The sequence below is a fragment of the Cyanobium sp. ATX 6A2 genome, from assembly GCF_024346355.1.
Classification (GTDB): Bacteria; Cyanobacteriota; Cyanobacteriia; order PCC-6307; family Cyanobiaceae; genus NIES-981.
In genome coordinates this window covers 91,805-104,036 of sequence record NZ_JAGQCU010000004.1, presented here as the reverse complement: position 1 = coordinate 104,036, position 12,232 = coordinate 91,805, and the positions used below count along the sequence as shown (strand labels likewise).

Below are 12,232 nucleotides of genomic sequence, written 5' to 3'. Positions count from 1 at the left end.
CATTCAGCCGGCTGCCAGCAGCCAGGCCCACAGGGGCACGGTGACCAGGGCCAGCAGGGTGCTCCACAGCACCAGGGCCGCAGCCTCGATCACCAGCCCATCCACATCCGAGCCCCCATCAGCGCTGCTGTCATGGACAGCCCCCTCCGAGAGCAGCAGCACCGCCACGGCCGTGGGCGCCGCCGCCTGCAGCACCACCGCCGAGCGGGCCGGTTCCGCCATCCCCAGCAGCTCCACAGCGGCCAGCAGCAGCAGGGGGAACACCAGCAGCTTCACCAGCAGGGCCGGCAGCAGCCGCAGCGGCAGCCGGGCCCCCAGGGCCGGTGCCAGGCGCAGGCCCACCACCACCAGCGCCAGCCAGATCACCAGTCGCGCCGGCCACCACAGGGCGGCCGCCAGGGCCGGCTGCCAGGGGGTCCACTGCAGCAGCAGCGCCCCCAGCAGACCCCGCGTGGCCGGACTCGCCGCCATGGCACGGAGCAGCAGCGCCGGCCGCAGCGGCTCGCCGCCGATCAGCGCCGGACCGATGCACCAGGTGAGCAGGGTGGCGGCCAGGTCGTAGCTGATGCTGTAGCCCACGGCACCGCTGGGCAGCAGGGCCAGGGCCGCGGGAATGCCGAAGTAGGCGGTGTTGCCCACCACCGCTCCGAGGCGCTGGGGCGGCGTGCTGAAGCCGGCCCGCAGGGGGGGCAGCAGCGCCAGCAGCAGCAGACCCCCGAGCACCGCCACCAGGGAGAGCAGCAGCACCTCGCCGTAGCGCCAGTGCAGGCCGCTGCGCAGCAGCAGTGCGGTGATGCTGAGCGGCACACCCCATTGCATCAGCGGCGCCGCCAGGCGACCGGCCAGCCGGGGATGGCCGCGGGCCAGCAGCAGGCCGGCGGCCAGGGCCGGCACCAGCTCCAGCAGGAAGGCCAAGGGCGGCAGGCGCGGAGCTTCAGGATGGCCGGCACAGCGATCAGCGCGAGCCCGCGATGCAACTCATCCCCGCCATCGACCTGCTCGACGGCCACTGCGTACGCCTGCACCAGGGCGACTACGACCAGGTGACCCGCTTCTCGGGCGACCCGGTGGCCCAGGCCCTCAGCTGGCAGCAGCAGGGGGCCCGCCGCCTGCACCTGGTGGATCTCGACGGCGCCCGCAGCGGCCTGCCCGTCAACGACACCACGGTGAAGGCGATCACCGCCGCACTCGACATCCCGGTGCAGCTCGGTGGCGGGGTGCGCAGCGCCGAGCGGGCCGAGGAGCTGCTCGGCTGCGGGCTCGACCGAGTGATCCTGGGCACGGCGGCCCTGGAGCAGCCGGAGCTGGTGGAGCAGCTGGCGGCGCGCCATCCCGGCCGGATCGTGGTGGGCATCGATGCCCGCAACGGCAAGGTGGCCACCCGCGGCTGGATCGAGGAGAGCGGCACCGAGGCCACCGCCCTGGCCCGGCGCTTCAGCCACAGCGGCATCGCCGCGATCATCAGCACCGACATCGCCACTGACGGCACCCTGGCGGGCCCGAACCTGTTGGCACTGCGGGCCATGGCCGAGGCCAGCGCCGTGCCGGTGATTGCCTCGGGCGGGATCGGCACCCTGGAGCATCTGCTCTCCCTGCTGGCCCTCGAACCCCTGGGCGTGCAGGGGGTGATCGTGGGTCGGGCGCTCTACGACGGCCGCGTGGATCTGGCTGATGCCCTGGGCGCGATCGGCGAGGAACGCCTGCAGGATGTGATCGACCCCCCCGGCAGCGCCGGCATCGCCTAGGCCGTTTGGCCGTGCCAGGGCCGTGCCAAGACGGAGTGATTGCGGCTTGGCCTATAACAGAGATCTCATTCCCCTCGCTGTCAAGCGCCGCTGCCACCGGTGAGTGCCGCCCCAACCACCTCTGGGACCACCGGCAGCACGCACTGCAACGGCACTCCCTGCACCGGTGTCGAGGACGTCTACCGGCGCTGCAGGGACCTGGGCATGCGTCTCAGCCGTCAGCGCCGCATGGTGCTCGATCTGCTCTGGAGCGAGAAGAGCCATCTCAGCGCCCGCGACATTTTCGAAAAGCTCAACGACCTCGGGCGCAACATCGGCCATACCTCCGTCTATCAGAACCTCGAGGCCCTGCAGTCGGCCGGGGTGATCGAATGCCTCGACCGTGCCAGCGGCCGCCTCTACGGCTACCGCAGCGATCCCCACAGCCACCTCACCTGCGCGGACTCGGGCGAAATCCGCGACCTGGACGTGGAGCTGCCACCCGAGCTGCTGGAGCGGATCGAGCGGCACACCGGCTACCGGATCGAGAGCTACAGCCTCCACCTCACCGGCCGGCCGCAGGGCTGAGGCTCCACCCGCCAACGGTGCCCCTTGCCTCTTGCCGCGTGCCTGTTGCCTCTTGCCATGATCGGTACCGTGTGCTGATGCCTGGTTTTGCGGCGTGAGCACCCAGCTGCTGCTGATCGCTGAACCCCTGCTCGCCGCGGGGCTGAGGCGGTTCCTGAGCGACGAACTCCCCGACCTGGAGGTGGCCGACGGCCCCGCGGAGCTGGAGGGTGCTCCGGCGGTGGTGCTCTGGCGCCCCGTCACGGGCACCACCGCCGCCAGCCTGCGCCGGGAAACCACGCTGCTGCGCGAGCGCTGGCAGCCGGCACCGCTGCTCGTGCTGCTTGACGGCGGCCATGGGCTGGCCCGGGAGGCGCTGCTGCAATTGCCCTGCCAGGGGCTGCTGGACAACCCCGCCCCCGAGCGGCTGCTGGAGGCCATCGCCACCCTGCGCAGCGGCGGCCGGGTGCTCGACCTGCAGACCGCCACCGAGCCGGCGGTGATGGCCGATCACAACAGAGCGGGCGGCAGCGGCCTGGGCCAGGCCCTGCTGCTCAGCGGCCTGGATCAGATCGCGGTGGCCATGGCCGGCTGCCGGCTGCTGCTCGCCCGCCCCTCCGTCCATCCCCTTGCTCGGCTGATGCTGGAGGGCCGGCTGCGGGAACTGGCCTGGGCAAGGCGCCTGCTGCTGTGGCTGTGGGGGCCGGTGAGCATGGCCTGGAGCGACCCCTCCCCGGAGGCCACGTCAGCTCTCGCCCGAAGCGATGCCCTGCCGGGACCGGGCGGCGGCCTCACCCTGCGCGAGCGCAATGCCGCCGGCATCTGGACTGCGGTGCAGCAGCGGCTCAGCACCGCGATCGAAACCGGCCTGGCCAACCGCACGGGCCAGCTGCTGGCGATCGATGGCCTCAACCACGACCGCCGCAGCGACCTGCTGATCGCTCTGGTGCAGCAGCTCGATCGCCTGCGCCGCCAGCTGGCCAGCAGCGACTACAGCAGCGTGGCCGAGCTGATGGCCCGCTGGAACGCGCTGCAACCGGAGCTGCGCGAGATGGCCCTGCGCCAGATGGCCAGCCCCTACGTGCAGCTGCCCCAGGCGGGGGATCTGCGTCCGGTGGCGGCCGCTCTGGTGAGCGCCAGCGACCTGCAGGCCGACGATCCGGAACTGCCGGACGCCCAGCCGATGCTCGCCGCCCTGGTGCTGGCCAGGCCGCTGCTGGTGGACGGCCAGCTGCTGCCGGTGGACGACCCACGGGCCGTGCTCCATCTCGAGCGGCTGGTGGCCAACTGGCTGCTGCGCAGCGCCGAGCTGCTGGCCGCCGATGTGCTCGCCTGCTGTGGCTCCTGGGCGGAATTGCGCCGCTACCTGCTCCGCCCCGAGCTGCTCTCCACCCGCAACCTGGAGCGCCTGCGCAACCAGCTCAATGCCCAGCAGCGCTGGCTGAGCTGGGTGGAACGGCCGATCGCGCTCTATGAAAGCCGCCGTCAGCTGCTCTGCGTGGAGGGCACCGGCATCGCCAGCGTGCAGCTGCTGGAGCCGAGGGATGGGGAACTGCGGCGGCTGGCCGGGCTGCAGCAGCTGGTGACGCTGGCGCTGGAAACCCGCGATGCCGTTGCTCCCCAGCTGCGTGCCCTGCTCAAGGGAATCGGCGATCTGGTGGTGGTACTGCTCACCCAGGTGGTGGGGCGGGCGATCGGGCTGGTGGGCCGCGGGATCCTGCAGGGCATGGGCCGCAGCCTCAACCGCCACTAAACACCGCCCCTGAGCACCGCCAGCCACAATGGCGTCACCATGGGCGAATCGGGTGAACAGCGTGCAGCACGACGGGATCAGCCAGATCCCCCGCAGGGCGCTCGGGCTGCCGCTGGCCGTCGTCCTGTCCCTGCTGCTGCTGCTGTCCGTGGTGATGGCTCCGCCGGCCCGGGCCGCCCTGGACACCGACACCTACGACGGCAACATCTACGCCCTCTATGCCGGTAACGGCTCCCTGGTACCGCCGCGCAGCAGCCTGGCTGAGGCGCTGGCCAAGGGCCGGACTGTGGTGGTGGTGTACTATCTCGACGACGACGCCTCCAGCAAGCGCTTCGCGCCGGTGGTCTCGGAGCTGCAGCGCCTCTGGGGCAACACCATCGAGCTGATTCCGCTGGTCACCGATCCGCTCCAGAACCGCCCCGACAGCGGCACGGGCGACCCCGCCCACTACTGGCGCGGCACCACCCCCCAGGTGGTGGTGCTCGCCGGCGACGGCCGCGTGCTGCTCGATGCCGAGGGCCAGGTGGACCTGGGGGCCATCAATGAGGCGGTGAGCGAGGCCACGGGCATCGTTTTGCCCGAGGCCTTCCGCGGCGGCGGCAGCACCATGAGCATCAACGAGCTGAATGCCGAGGTGGTGGGTGGGGGAGCGGCCCGCCGATGAGCGCTGCCGGCAGCCACCGCCAGGAAACCGACAGCCTCGGGGCGGTGGCCGTGCCGGCCGGGCGATTCTGGGGCGCCCAGACCCAGCGCTCGCTGCGCTTCTTCCCCTACGGGCAGGCCATGCCCCTGGCAGTGGTGCATGCCTTCGCCCAGCTCAAGGCCGCCTGCGCCGAGGTGAACCGCGACCGGGGCCGGCTGACAGCGGAGCTGGCCGACCTGATCGTGGCCGCTGCCGAAGAGGTTGCCGCCGGCACGCTCGACAGGGAGTTTCCGCTTCGGGTGTGGCAGACGGGCTCCGGCACCCAGACCAACATGAACGTGAACGAGGTGATCGCCAACCGGGCGATCGCCGCAGCCGGCGGGGTGCTGGGCAGCAAGAGCCCGGTGCATCCCAACGACCACGTGAACCTCAGCCAGTCGAGCAACGACAGCTTCCCGGCCGCTGTGCATGTGGCCGTGGCCCTTGAGCTGGAGCTCCGGCTGATCCCGGCGATCGAGGGCCTGCGCCAGGCCCTGGCCACCAAAGCGGAGGCCTTCGCGGGGATCATCAAGATCGGCCGCACCCACCTGCAGGATGCGGTGCCCCTGAGCCTGGGCCAGGAATTCTCCGGCTACGCCGCCCAGCTGGAGCTCGGCCTCGACACCCTGCGCGCCGCCCTGCCCCAGCTGCATCAGCTGGCCATCGGCGGCACGGCGGTGGGCACCGGCCTCAATGCCCCGGCCGGCTTCGGCGACGCGGTGGCGGCGCGCCTGGCCGAGCGCCTCGGCCTGCCCTTCAGCAGCGCCCCCAACAAGTTCCAGGCCCTGGCGGGCCACGAACCGCTGGCTGCCATCCACGGCGCCCTCACGGTGCTGGCGGGCAGCCTGATGAAGATCGCCAACGACATCCGCTGGCTGGCCAGCGGCCCTCGCTGCGGCCTGGGAGAGCTGATCCTGCCCGAAAACGAGCCCGGCAGCTCGATCATGCCCGGCAAGGTGAATCCCACCCAGTGCGAGAGCCTCACGATGGTGGCGGTGCAGGTGATGGGCAACAACGCCGCCGTGCAGATGGCCGCCAGCCAGGGCAACTTCGAGCTCAACGTGTTCAAACCCCTGCTCGCCCACAACCTGCTGGAAAGCATCGAGTTGCTGGCCGGCGCCTGCAGCAGCTTCCACGAGCACTGCATCGAAGGAATTCAGGCCAACGAAGGCCGGATCGCGAGCCTGCTGGAGCAGAGCCTGATGCTGGTGACGGCCCTCACCCCGGCGATCGGCTACGACCGGGCCTGCGCCATCGCCCGACACGCCCACCAGCATGGGCTCAGCCTGCGGGAGGCGGCCCTGGCTCGCGGTGAGGTCAGCGGCGAAGAGTTCGACCGCTGGGTGCAGCCCAGCCGCATGGTGTAAGCCCAACCATGGCCAGCGAGCCCGCCAAGAACGCAAGCCTGGCCGGGACGCTCTGGCGCGGCAACACCGAGCTGGCCCGCCGCATCCTGCGCCACCCGTTCGTGCAGGGGCTGGGGCAGGGCACGCTCCCCCGCGCCGCCTTCGGCGGCTACGTGGCCCAGGACGCCTATTTTCTCGAGAGCTTCGTCCGGGCCTACGCCCTGGCCATTGCCTCCAGCCCCGACCGCGGCAGCCTGATCGCCTTCAGTGAGCTGCTCCAGGGCGTGCTGGAGGAGCTGCGACTCCATGCCGGCTTTGCGAGCCGCTGGCAGATCGATCTGAACGCCACCACGCCGCTGCCGGCCACCACGGCCTACACAACCTTTCTGCTAGATACCGCCCAGCGCGGCGATGCCGGCCTGATCTGCGCCGCCATGACTCCCTGCCTGCGGCTCTATGCCTGGCTGGGTCAGCAACTCCGCGCCCAGGTCGGTCACCCCGGCCACGCCTACGCCGACTGGATCGACACCTACGCCGATCCGGCCTTCGAGGCCCTGGCCTGCCGCCTGGAAGACCTGCTCAACCGCCTGGCCGAGCCCAGCGCCGAAACCGAACGCATCTACGGGCGGGCCATGGAGCTGGAGTTTGCCTTCTTCGATGCCCACGCAGTGGCTGAGGCCTAGAAAGGCACGGCGAGGACGACGGCCCCGTGGTGGGAGCGGCCATGGAGCCGTCGGTAACCATCGGTACAACAGGCCTCACGCTTCAGCGAGAAGGTGGGACTGCGGAAGCAGCTTCTAGGGTTCCGATTCTCACCGTTTCTGCCCTGTGCAGCGGTGGAATGTCTGGTCCGAGAGAAGCTCACCGGGGATCGCCCTGGTTGCACGGAGGGATAAAAGCCCGGGAGACCGCATGAACCAACCCGTGCATCCCCATGAGCGATCCCACCGGCGCGGCCTCCGGCCCTGAAGGCGCGTTCGAACGTCCACGCGGCCAGCAGGGCGCCGAGGCCCTGGAGAAAGAAGCACGCCTGCCCCTCACCGGCTGGCAGCAGGAGGTGGAGCAGGGCCACCGCTACGGCCTGGAAGCTGCCGAGAGCATCGTCGACCGGCGCATCTCCACCTTCTCGCGCGGCGAACTGCCCCACTACGCGGGCATCAACACCTTCATGAAGGCGCCCTACATCGAGGATGTGAACCGCGTCGGAGACTTCGATGTGGCCGTGGTGGGCGTGCCCCACGACAGCGGCACCACCTACCGCCCCGGCACCCGCTTCGGGCCCCAGGGCATCCGCCGCATCTCAGCGCTCTACACCCCCTACAACTACGAAATGGGGGTGGACCTGCGCGAGCAGATCCGGCTCTGCGACGTGGGCGACATCTTCACCATCCCCGCCAACAACGAGAAGAGCTTCGACCAGATCTCCAAGGGCATCGCCCACGTGTTTGCCAGCGGCGCCTTCCCGATCATCCTGGGCGGCGATCACTCGATCGGCTTCCCCACCGTGCGCGGCGTCTGCCGCCACCTGGGCGATAAGAAAGTCGGCATCATCCACTTCGACCGTCATGTCGACACCCAGGAGATCGACCTGGATGAGCGCATGCACACCTGTCCGTGGTTCCATGCCACCAACATGGCCAACGCACCGGCAGAAAACCTGGTGCAGCTGGGCATCGGCGGCTGGCAGGTGCCGCGGGAAGGGGTGAAGGTGTGCCGTGAGCGGGGCACCAACGTGCTCACCGTCACCGACATCTGCGACATGGGCCTGGAGGCGGCCGCCCAGTACGCCATCGAGCGGGCCACCGACGGCACCGACTGTGTGTACATCTCCTTCGACATCGACTGCATCGATGCCGGCTTCGTGCCCGGCACCGGCTGGCCCGAACCGGGCGGTCTGCTGCCCCGCGAAGCCCTCAAGCTGCTGGAACTGATCGTGCGCAACGTGCCGGTATGCGGCCTGGAGGTGGTGGAGGTGTCCCCCCCCTACGACGTCAGCGACATGACGTCGCTGATGGCCACCCGGGTGATCTGCGACACCATGGCCCACCTGGTGGTGAGCGGCCAGCTGCCCAGGAAGGAGAAACCGAGCTGGATCAGCGACGTCTGCAACATGCAGGTCGATCAGAGGTGGAGATAACGGCATGCACGAAGTCGACATGACCAGGTGCCTGCTCCTCTCCATGAACGAGTGGAAGCAGCAGCACGAACCCCGCATCCCCCGGGTGAGCCAGGTGCATCTGGAGGTGGGCAGCTTCACCTGCGTGGAACCCGACCAGCTGGTATTCACCTGGCGGGTTGCCGTGCAGAACACCTGGCTCGATGGCGCCGAACTGGTGATCGAGCCGGTGCCCCTGGTGGGCTGCTGTGTGCGCTGCAACGCCACCTACAGCCCCGATCCCGAGCAGGCCTATCGCTCCCCCTGCTGCCAAGAGCCGATGGAGGAGATCGTCAGCGGCCGCGAGCTGCGCATCCGCTCCGTTGATTACGCCTTCAGCGACCATCCCGCCGACGCCCTCCCCGCCGCCACACCGGCCTGACCCCCATGCACATGCCCCTGGAAGACACCCTCGGCCTCAATCTGCTGGCCGCCAACCAGCACCAGGCCGAACACAACCGCGAGCACTTCGACGCCTGGGGGCTGCTCTGCCTCAACCTGATGAGCAGCCCCGGTGCCGGCAAAACCTCCCTGCTCGAGCGCTCCCTGGCCGCGCTGGCGCCCGAGTACGCCATGGCGGTGCTGGAGGGCGACATGACCACCCAGCTCGACGCTGAGCGGCTCGAAGCTGTGGGGGTGCCGGTGGTGCCGATCACCACCGGCCGCGCCTGCCATCTCGATGCGGCCATGGTGAGCGGCGGCCTGAAGCTCCTGCGCCAGCGCCTCGATCCCGCCACGCTCGACCTCCTCTGGGTGGAGAACGTGGGCAACCTGGTGTGTCCCGCCGAATTCGAGGTGGGCGAACACCGCAAGGTGGCCCTGCTCAGTGTCACCGAGGGCGACGACAAACCCCTCAAGTACCCGGTGATGTTCCGCGAGGCCCACTGCGTTCTGATCACCAAGATCGACCTGCTGCCCTATCTGCCCGTGCAGATGGAGCGCATCGAGGCCCACATCCGCCAGGTGAACCCTCACTGCGCGGTGATTCCGGTGTCCGCCACCAGTGGCGAGGGACTCGAGGCCTGGCATCAGTGGCTGACGGGGCAGGTTGCGGCCATCGCTCGAGCGGCCCCGGCCTCCCTGGTGAGTGCATGACCGCCCCACCACCCGGCACACCTCCCTGCCCGCCGCCCGCTCCCCTGTACCCCCCTCACCTCGATTGCCCGCCATGCGATTTCCCGTCCTGACCAGCTCCAGCCCCGGCCGCCGGCGCCGGCGCCTGCTCGCCACCCTCCTGCTGCTGGGGCTGGGGGCCACCACGCTCACCGCCTGCGGTGGCGCCTCCGATGGCACGGTGCGCATCGGCTACAGCGCCTGGCCGGGCTGGATCCCCTGGAAGGTCACCGAGGAGAAGGGCCTGTTCGGCGTGCCGGTGACCCTGCAGTGGTTCGACGGCTATCTCGACTCGATCAACGCCCTCAACGCCGGCCAGCTCGACTGCAACAGCCAGACCCTCAACGACACGATCAGCTCGATCGCCGGCGGCGCTGATCTGCAGGTGGTGCTCACCAACGACAACTCCACCGGCAACGACCAGATCATCGTGGCCGAGGGGATCAATTCGGTGGCTGATCTCAAGGGCAAGCGGGTGGCCGCCGAGGAGGGCACCGTGGACCACTACCTGTTGCTGCTGGGGCTGGAGCAGGCCGGCCTGAGCGCCGACGACATCACCTTCGTGCCCCTGGAAACCGGTGCCGCCGCCGCCGCCTTCGTGGCCGGCCAGGTGGATGCGGTGGGCGTGTTCGCCCCCTTCACCACCCAGGCCCTGCGGCGCGAGGGCAGCAGCGTGCTGTTCAGCTCCGCCGATTTCCCCGGTGCCATCAGCGACCACCTGGTGTGCCGCCGCGACTTCGTGGAGGCCAACCCCGAGAAGGTGCAGGAGGTGGTGAATGCCTGGTTCGCCACCCTGGCGGCGATGGAGGCCGATCCCCAGGGATCGCTGGCCATCCTCAGCGCCCGGGCCGGTGTGAGCGAGGACGAGTACCGGGAGTACGAGGCCGGCACCACCCTGTTCAGCCTCGAGGACAACCTCCAGGCGCTGGAGCCCGGCACCACCATGGCCTCGCTGCCCTTCGCCGCCGAGCAGATCAGCACCTTCCTGCAGCAGGTGGGCCTGGCGGCAAGCCCGCCGAACCTGGAGGGTCTGTTCGAGGGTCGCTTCCTTCAGGCGGCGCAGGGCAACTGAGGACGCGGGCGGGGACGGCCATGGCACGGCTCAGGCAACTGATCCAGCACCCCTGGGTGCTGGGGCTCACCGGGGTGCTGGTGGTGCTGCTGATCTGGACCGTGGCCACCAGTCTCAAGCTGGTGGACCCCCTGTTTCTGCCCAGCCCGGCGGCGGTCCTGGCGGCCGGCCGCAGCCAGGTGGCCCAGGGCCTGCTCTGGGCTGATCTGGTGGCCAGCGTGGGGCGGGTGCTGGGCGGCTTCGCCCTCTCGGCCGTGGTCGCCCTGCCGCTGGGTATCGCCATGGGCACCAGCACCGTGATCAACCGTCTGCTGGAGCCGCTGATGGGCCTGATCCGCTACATGCCGGCGCCGGCCTTCATCCCGCTGCTGATCATCTACTTCGGACTGGGGGAGCTGCCGAAGATCCTGCTGATCTTCATCGGCACGTTGTTCTTCAACACGCTGATGATCATGGATGCGGTGAAGTTCGTGCCCCGCGAACTGGTGGAGACCGCCCTCACCCTTGGGGGCCGCACTTCCCAGGTGCTGCTGCGGGTGATCACCCCCTGCATCGCGCCCCAGGTGATCGATGCCTACCGCATCAACATGGCGGCCGCCTGGAATCTGGTGATCGTGGCCGAACTGGTGGCCGCCACCGAGGGGCTGGGACGGCGCATCAGCCTGGCCCAGCGCTTTCTGCGCACCGACGAGATCTTTCTCGGCCTGATCGTGATCGGCCTGATCGGCCTGGTGATCGATCTGGGCTTCCGGCTGGTGATGCGCCGGGCCTGCGCCTGGGCCAACTGAACCGCCGCCAACTCCGCACCATCCGCCATGCAGCTGCGCGTCGATCAGGTGGACAAGAGTTTCGGCACAGGCCGCAACCGCAAGCTGGTGCTCGATGGCATCAGCTTCAGCGTGAACACCGGCGAGTTCGTGGCTCTGGTGGGCAGTTCGGGTTCGGGTAAATCCACGATCATGCGTCTTGTGGCCGGTCTGGATCGCCCCACGGCCGGTGTGATCAGCATCGACGGCAGCCCCGTGCGGGGCCCCGGATCCGACCGGGGCATGGTGTTCCAGAAGTACAGCCTCTACCCCTGGCTCACGGCGGCCCAGAACGTGGCCTTCGGCATGGAGCTGCAGGGGCTGAACCGGCGCGAGATCCGCGAACGCACCAGCTACTTCCTCGAGGTGGTGGGGCTGGCCGACGCGGCCCGGCGGCTGCCACGGGAACTCTCCGGCGGCATGCAGCAGCGGGTGGCGATCGCCCGCGCCCTGGCCGCCCAGCCCCGGGTGCTGCTGCTGGATGAACCCTTCGGCGCCCTGGATCTGCAGATCCGCGAGTCGATGCAGGAGTTCATGCACGATCTCTGGCAGCGCACCGGCCTCACGGCCCTGCTGATCACCCACGACCTGGAGGAGGCGCTGCTGCTGGCGGGGGAAGTGCACATCCTGGCGCCCAACCCCGGGCGCATCGTGCGCACCGTGGCCGTGGAGCTGGACCGCTCCGATCTCCGGCACCTGAGGGTGTCGCGGGGGTTCCTCGATCTGCGGGAGGACCTGGCCCAGTGCCTGCGGGGTCTGGACGGGCAGCTCAGCCCAGCGCCATGAACTCGTCGGGCTGGATGCCCAGATACACCGCTTCCTGGAACAGCGCCTGCTTGGCTGCGGGGTCCTGGCGCTGCTCGGCCTCGGCATAGCGCCGGCGCAGGGAATCCACCAGCTGCGGGCGGCGTGGATCAGACTGGGCCGGGGACCGGGCCATGAACAGGGACGTGGCCATGAGCTCCTGCAGGGTCAGGTCCTGCGAATCTTCACTTTAGGGTTCAGAGCGGTGAC

At 69.7% G+C, this 12,232-nt stretch carries 14 protein-coding genes and 1 riboswitch; of the genes, 12 read left to right on the top strand and 2 right to left on the bottom strand.

Features of this window, described 5'->3' with window-relative positions:
- Nucleotides 1–3 precede the first annotated feature (3 nt).
- On the bottom strand, nt 4–915 hold the full coding sequence (locus KBY96_RS05675) for a malate transporter (RefSeq protein WP_254978280.1): 912 nt from the start codon (nt 913–915) through the stop codon (nt 4–6).
- 56 nt (nt 916–971) lie between these two features.
- Between KBY96_RS05675 and hisA the strand changes: the two genes are divergently transcribed.
- The 12 genes from hisA to KBY96_RS05615 all read left to right on the top strand — a co-directional run bounded on the left by hisA (nt 972) and on the right by KBY96_RS05615 (nt 12,004).
- A complete protein-coding gene (hisA, locus tag KBY96_RS05670) occupies nt 972–1,745 on the top strand; it encodes a 1-(5-phosphoribosyl)-5-[(5-phosphoribosylamino)methylideneamino]imidazole-4-carboxamide isomerase (RefSeq protein WP_254978278.1) in 774 nt (257 codons plus the stop codon).
- A 204-nt stretch (nt 1,746–1,949) separates the two neighbouring features.
- Nucleotides 1,950–2,312: a Fur family transcriptional regulator gene (locus tag KBY96_RS05665; protein ID WP_254978477.1), complete on the top strand. Its 363-nt coding sequence runs from the start codon at nt 1,950–1,952 to the stop codon at nt 2,310–2,312.
- 94 nt (nt 2,313–2,406) lie between these two features.
- Nucleotides 2,407–4,044 carry a DUF3685 domain-containing protein gene (locus KBY96_RS05660; RefSeq protein ID WP_254978277.1) on the top strand — a complete coding sequence of 546 codons (1,638 nt, stop codon included), beginning with the start codon at nt 2,407–2,409 and terminating at the stop codon, nt 4,042–4,044.
- Between the two features lie 28 nt (nt 4,045–4,072).
- Nucleotides 4,073–4,708, top strand: coding sequence for a thylakoid membrane photosystem I accumulation factor (locus KBY96_RS05655; RefSeq protein WP_396122267.1), 636 nt, complete (start codon nt 4,073–4,075; stop codon nt 4,706–4,708).
- Complete coding sequence (fumC, locus tag KBY96_RS05650) at nt 4,705–6,093, top strand: class II fumarate hydratase (RefSeq protein ID WP_254978276.1); 1,389 nt, start codon at nt 4,705–4,707, stop codon at nt 6,091–6,093. The genes KBY96_RS05655 and fumC overlap by 4 nt, the downstream gene beginning before the upstream one ends.
- 8 nt (nt 6,094–6,101) lie before the next feature.
- Nucleotides 6,102–6,755, top strand: a complete 654-nt coding sequence (locus KBY96_RS05645) for a TenA family protein (protein ID WP_254978275.1) — start codon at nt 6,102–6,104, stop codon at nt 6,753–6,755.
- Nucleotides 6,756–6,858: 103 nt separating this feature from the next.
- Nucleotides 6,859–6,981, top strand: a riboswitch (guanidine-I (ykkC/yxkD leader).
- Between the two features lie 25 nt (nt 6,982–7,006).
- Nucleotides 7,007–8,209: an agmatinase gene (gene speB / locus KBY96_RS05640; protein WP_254978274.1), complete on the top strand. Its 1,203-nt coding sequence runs from the start codon at nt 7,007–7,009 to the stop codon at nt 8,207–8,209.
- Between the two features lie 43 nt (nt 8,210–8,252).
- Nucleotides 8,253–8,609, top strand: a complete 357-nt coding sequence (locus KBY96_RS05635) for a hydrogenase maturation nickel metallochaperone HypA (RefSeq protein WP_396122266.1) — start codon at nt 8,253–8,255, stop codon at nt 8,607–8,609.
- A 5-nt stretch (nt 8,610–8,614) separates the two neighbouring features.
- A complete protein-coding gene (gene hypB, locus KBY96_RS05630) occupies nt 8,615–9,322 on the top strand; it encodes a hydrogenase nickel incorporation protein HypB (RefSeq protein WP_254978272.1) in 708 nt (235 codons plus the stop codon).
- A 73-nt stretch (nt 9,323–9,395) separates the two neighbouring features.
- The gene (locus tag KBY96_RS05625) at nt 9,396–10,412 is read left to right on the top strand and encodes an ABC transporter substrate-binding protein (protein ID WP_254978271.1); all 1,017 of its coding nucleotides are present in this window, start codon (nt 9,396–9,398) and stop codon (nt 10,410–10,412) included.
- Nucleotides 10,413–10,432: 20 nt separating this feature from the next.
- Nucleotides 10,433–11,200, top strand: coding sequence for an ABC transporter permease (locus tag KBY96_RS05620; RefSeq protein WP_254978269.1), 768 nt, complete (start codon nt 10,433–10,435; stop codon nt 11,198–11,200).
- A gap of 27 nt (nt 11,201–11,227) precedes the next feature.
- On the top strand, nt 11,228–12,004 hold the full coding sequence (locus tag KBY96_RS05615; protein ID WP_254978268.1) for an ABC transporter ATP-binding protein: 777 nt from the start codon (nt 11,228–11,230) through the stop codon (nt 12,002–12,004).
- Here KBY96_RS05615 and KBY96_RS05610 read toward each other — a convergent pair.
- Complete coding sequence (locus KBY96_RS05610) at nt 11,988–12,176, bottom strand: hypothetical protein (protein ID WP_254978267.1); 189 nt, start codon at nt 12,174–12,176, stop codon at nt 11,988–11,990. The two genes, KBY96_RS05615 and KBY96_RS05610, sit on opposite strands and share 17 nt — an antisense overlap.
- Between the last annotated feature and the right edge of the window lie 56 nt (nt 12,177–12,232).

Excerpts from the sequence above, each read along its gene's own strand:
- KBY96_RS05625 (WP_254978271.1), top strand. The coding sequence starts at position 9,396 with ATGCGATTTCCCGTCCTGACCAGCTCCAGCCCCGGCCGCCGGCGCCGG.
- fumC (WP_254978276.1), top strand. The coding sequence starts at position 4,705 with ATGAGCGCTGCCGGCAGCCACCGCCAGGAAACCGACAGCCTCGGGGCG.
- KBY96_RS05645 (WP_254978275.1), top strand. The coding sequence starts at position 6,102 with ATGGCCAGCGAGCCCGCCAAGAACGCAAGCCTGGCCGGGACGCTCTGG.
- KBY96_RS05665 (WP_254978477.1), top strand. The coding sequence starts at position 1,950 with ATGCGTCTCAGCCGTCAGCGCCGCATGGTGCTCGATCTGCTCTGGAGC.
- KBY96_RS05655 (WP_396122267.1), top strand. The coding sequence starts at position 4,073 with ATGGCGTCACCATGGGCGAATCGGGTGAACAGCGTGCAGCACGACGGG.
- KBY96_RS05620 (WP_254978269.1), top strand. The coding sequence starts at position 10,433 with ATGGCACGGCTCAGGCAACTGATCCAGCACCCCTGGGTGCTGGGGCTC.
- speB (WP_254978274.1), top strand. The coding sequence starts at position 7,007 with ATGAGCGATCCCACCGGCGCGGCCTCCGGCCCTGAAGGCGCGTTCGAA.
- KBY96_RS05635 (WP_396122266.1), top strand. The coding sequence starts at position 8,253 with ATGAACGAGTGGAAGCAGCAGCACGAACCCCGCATCCCCCGGGTGAGC.
- KBY96_RS05615 (WP_254978268.1), top strand. The coding sequence starts at position 11,228 with ATGCAGCTGCGCGTCGATCAGGTGGACAAGAGTTTCGGCACAGGCCGC.
- hypB (WP_254978272.1), top strand. The coding sequence starts at position 8,615 with ATGCACATGCCCCTGGAAGACACCCTCGGCCTCAATCTGCTGGCCGCC.
- hisA (WP_254978278.1), top strand. The coding sequence starts at position 972 with ATGCAACTCATCCCCGCCATCGACCTGCTCGACGGCCACTGCGTACGC.
- KBY96_RS05610 (WP_254978267.1), bottom strand. The coding sequence starts at position 12,176 with ATGGCCACGTCCCTGTTCATGGCCCGGTCCCCGGCCCAGTCTGATCCA.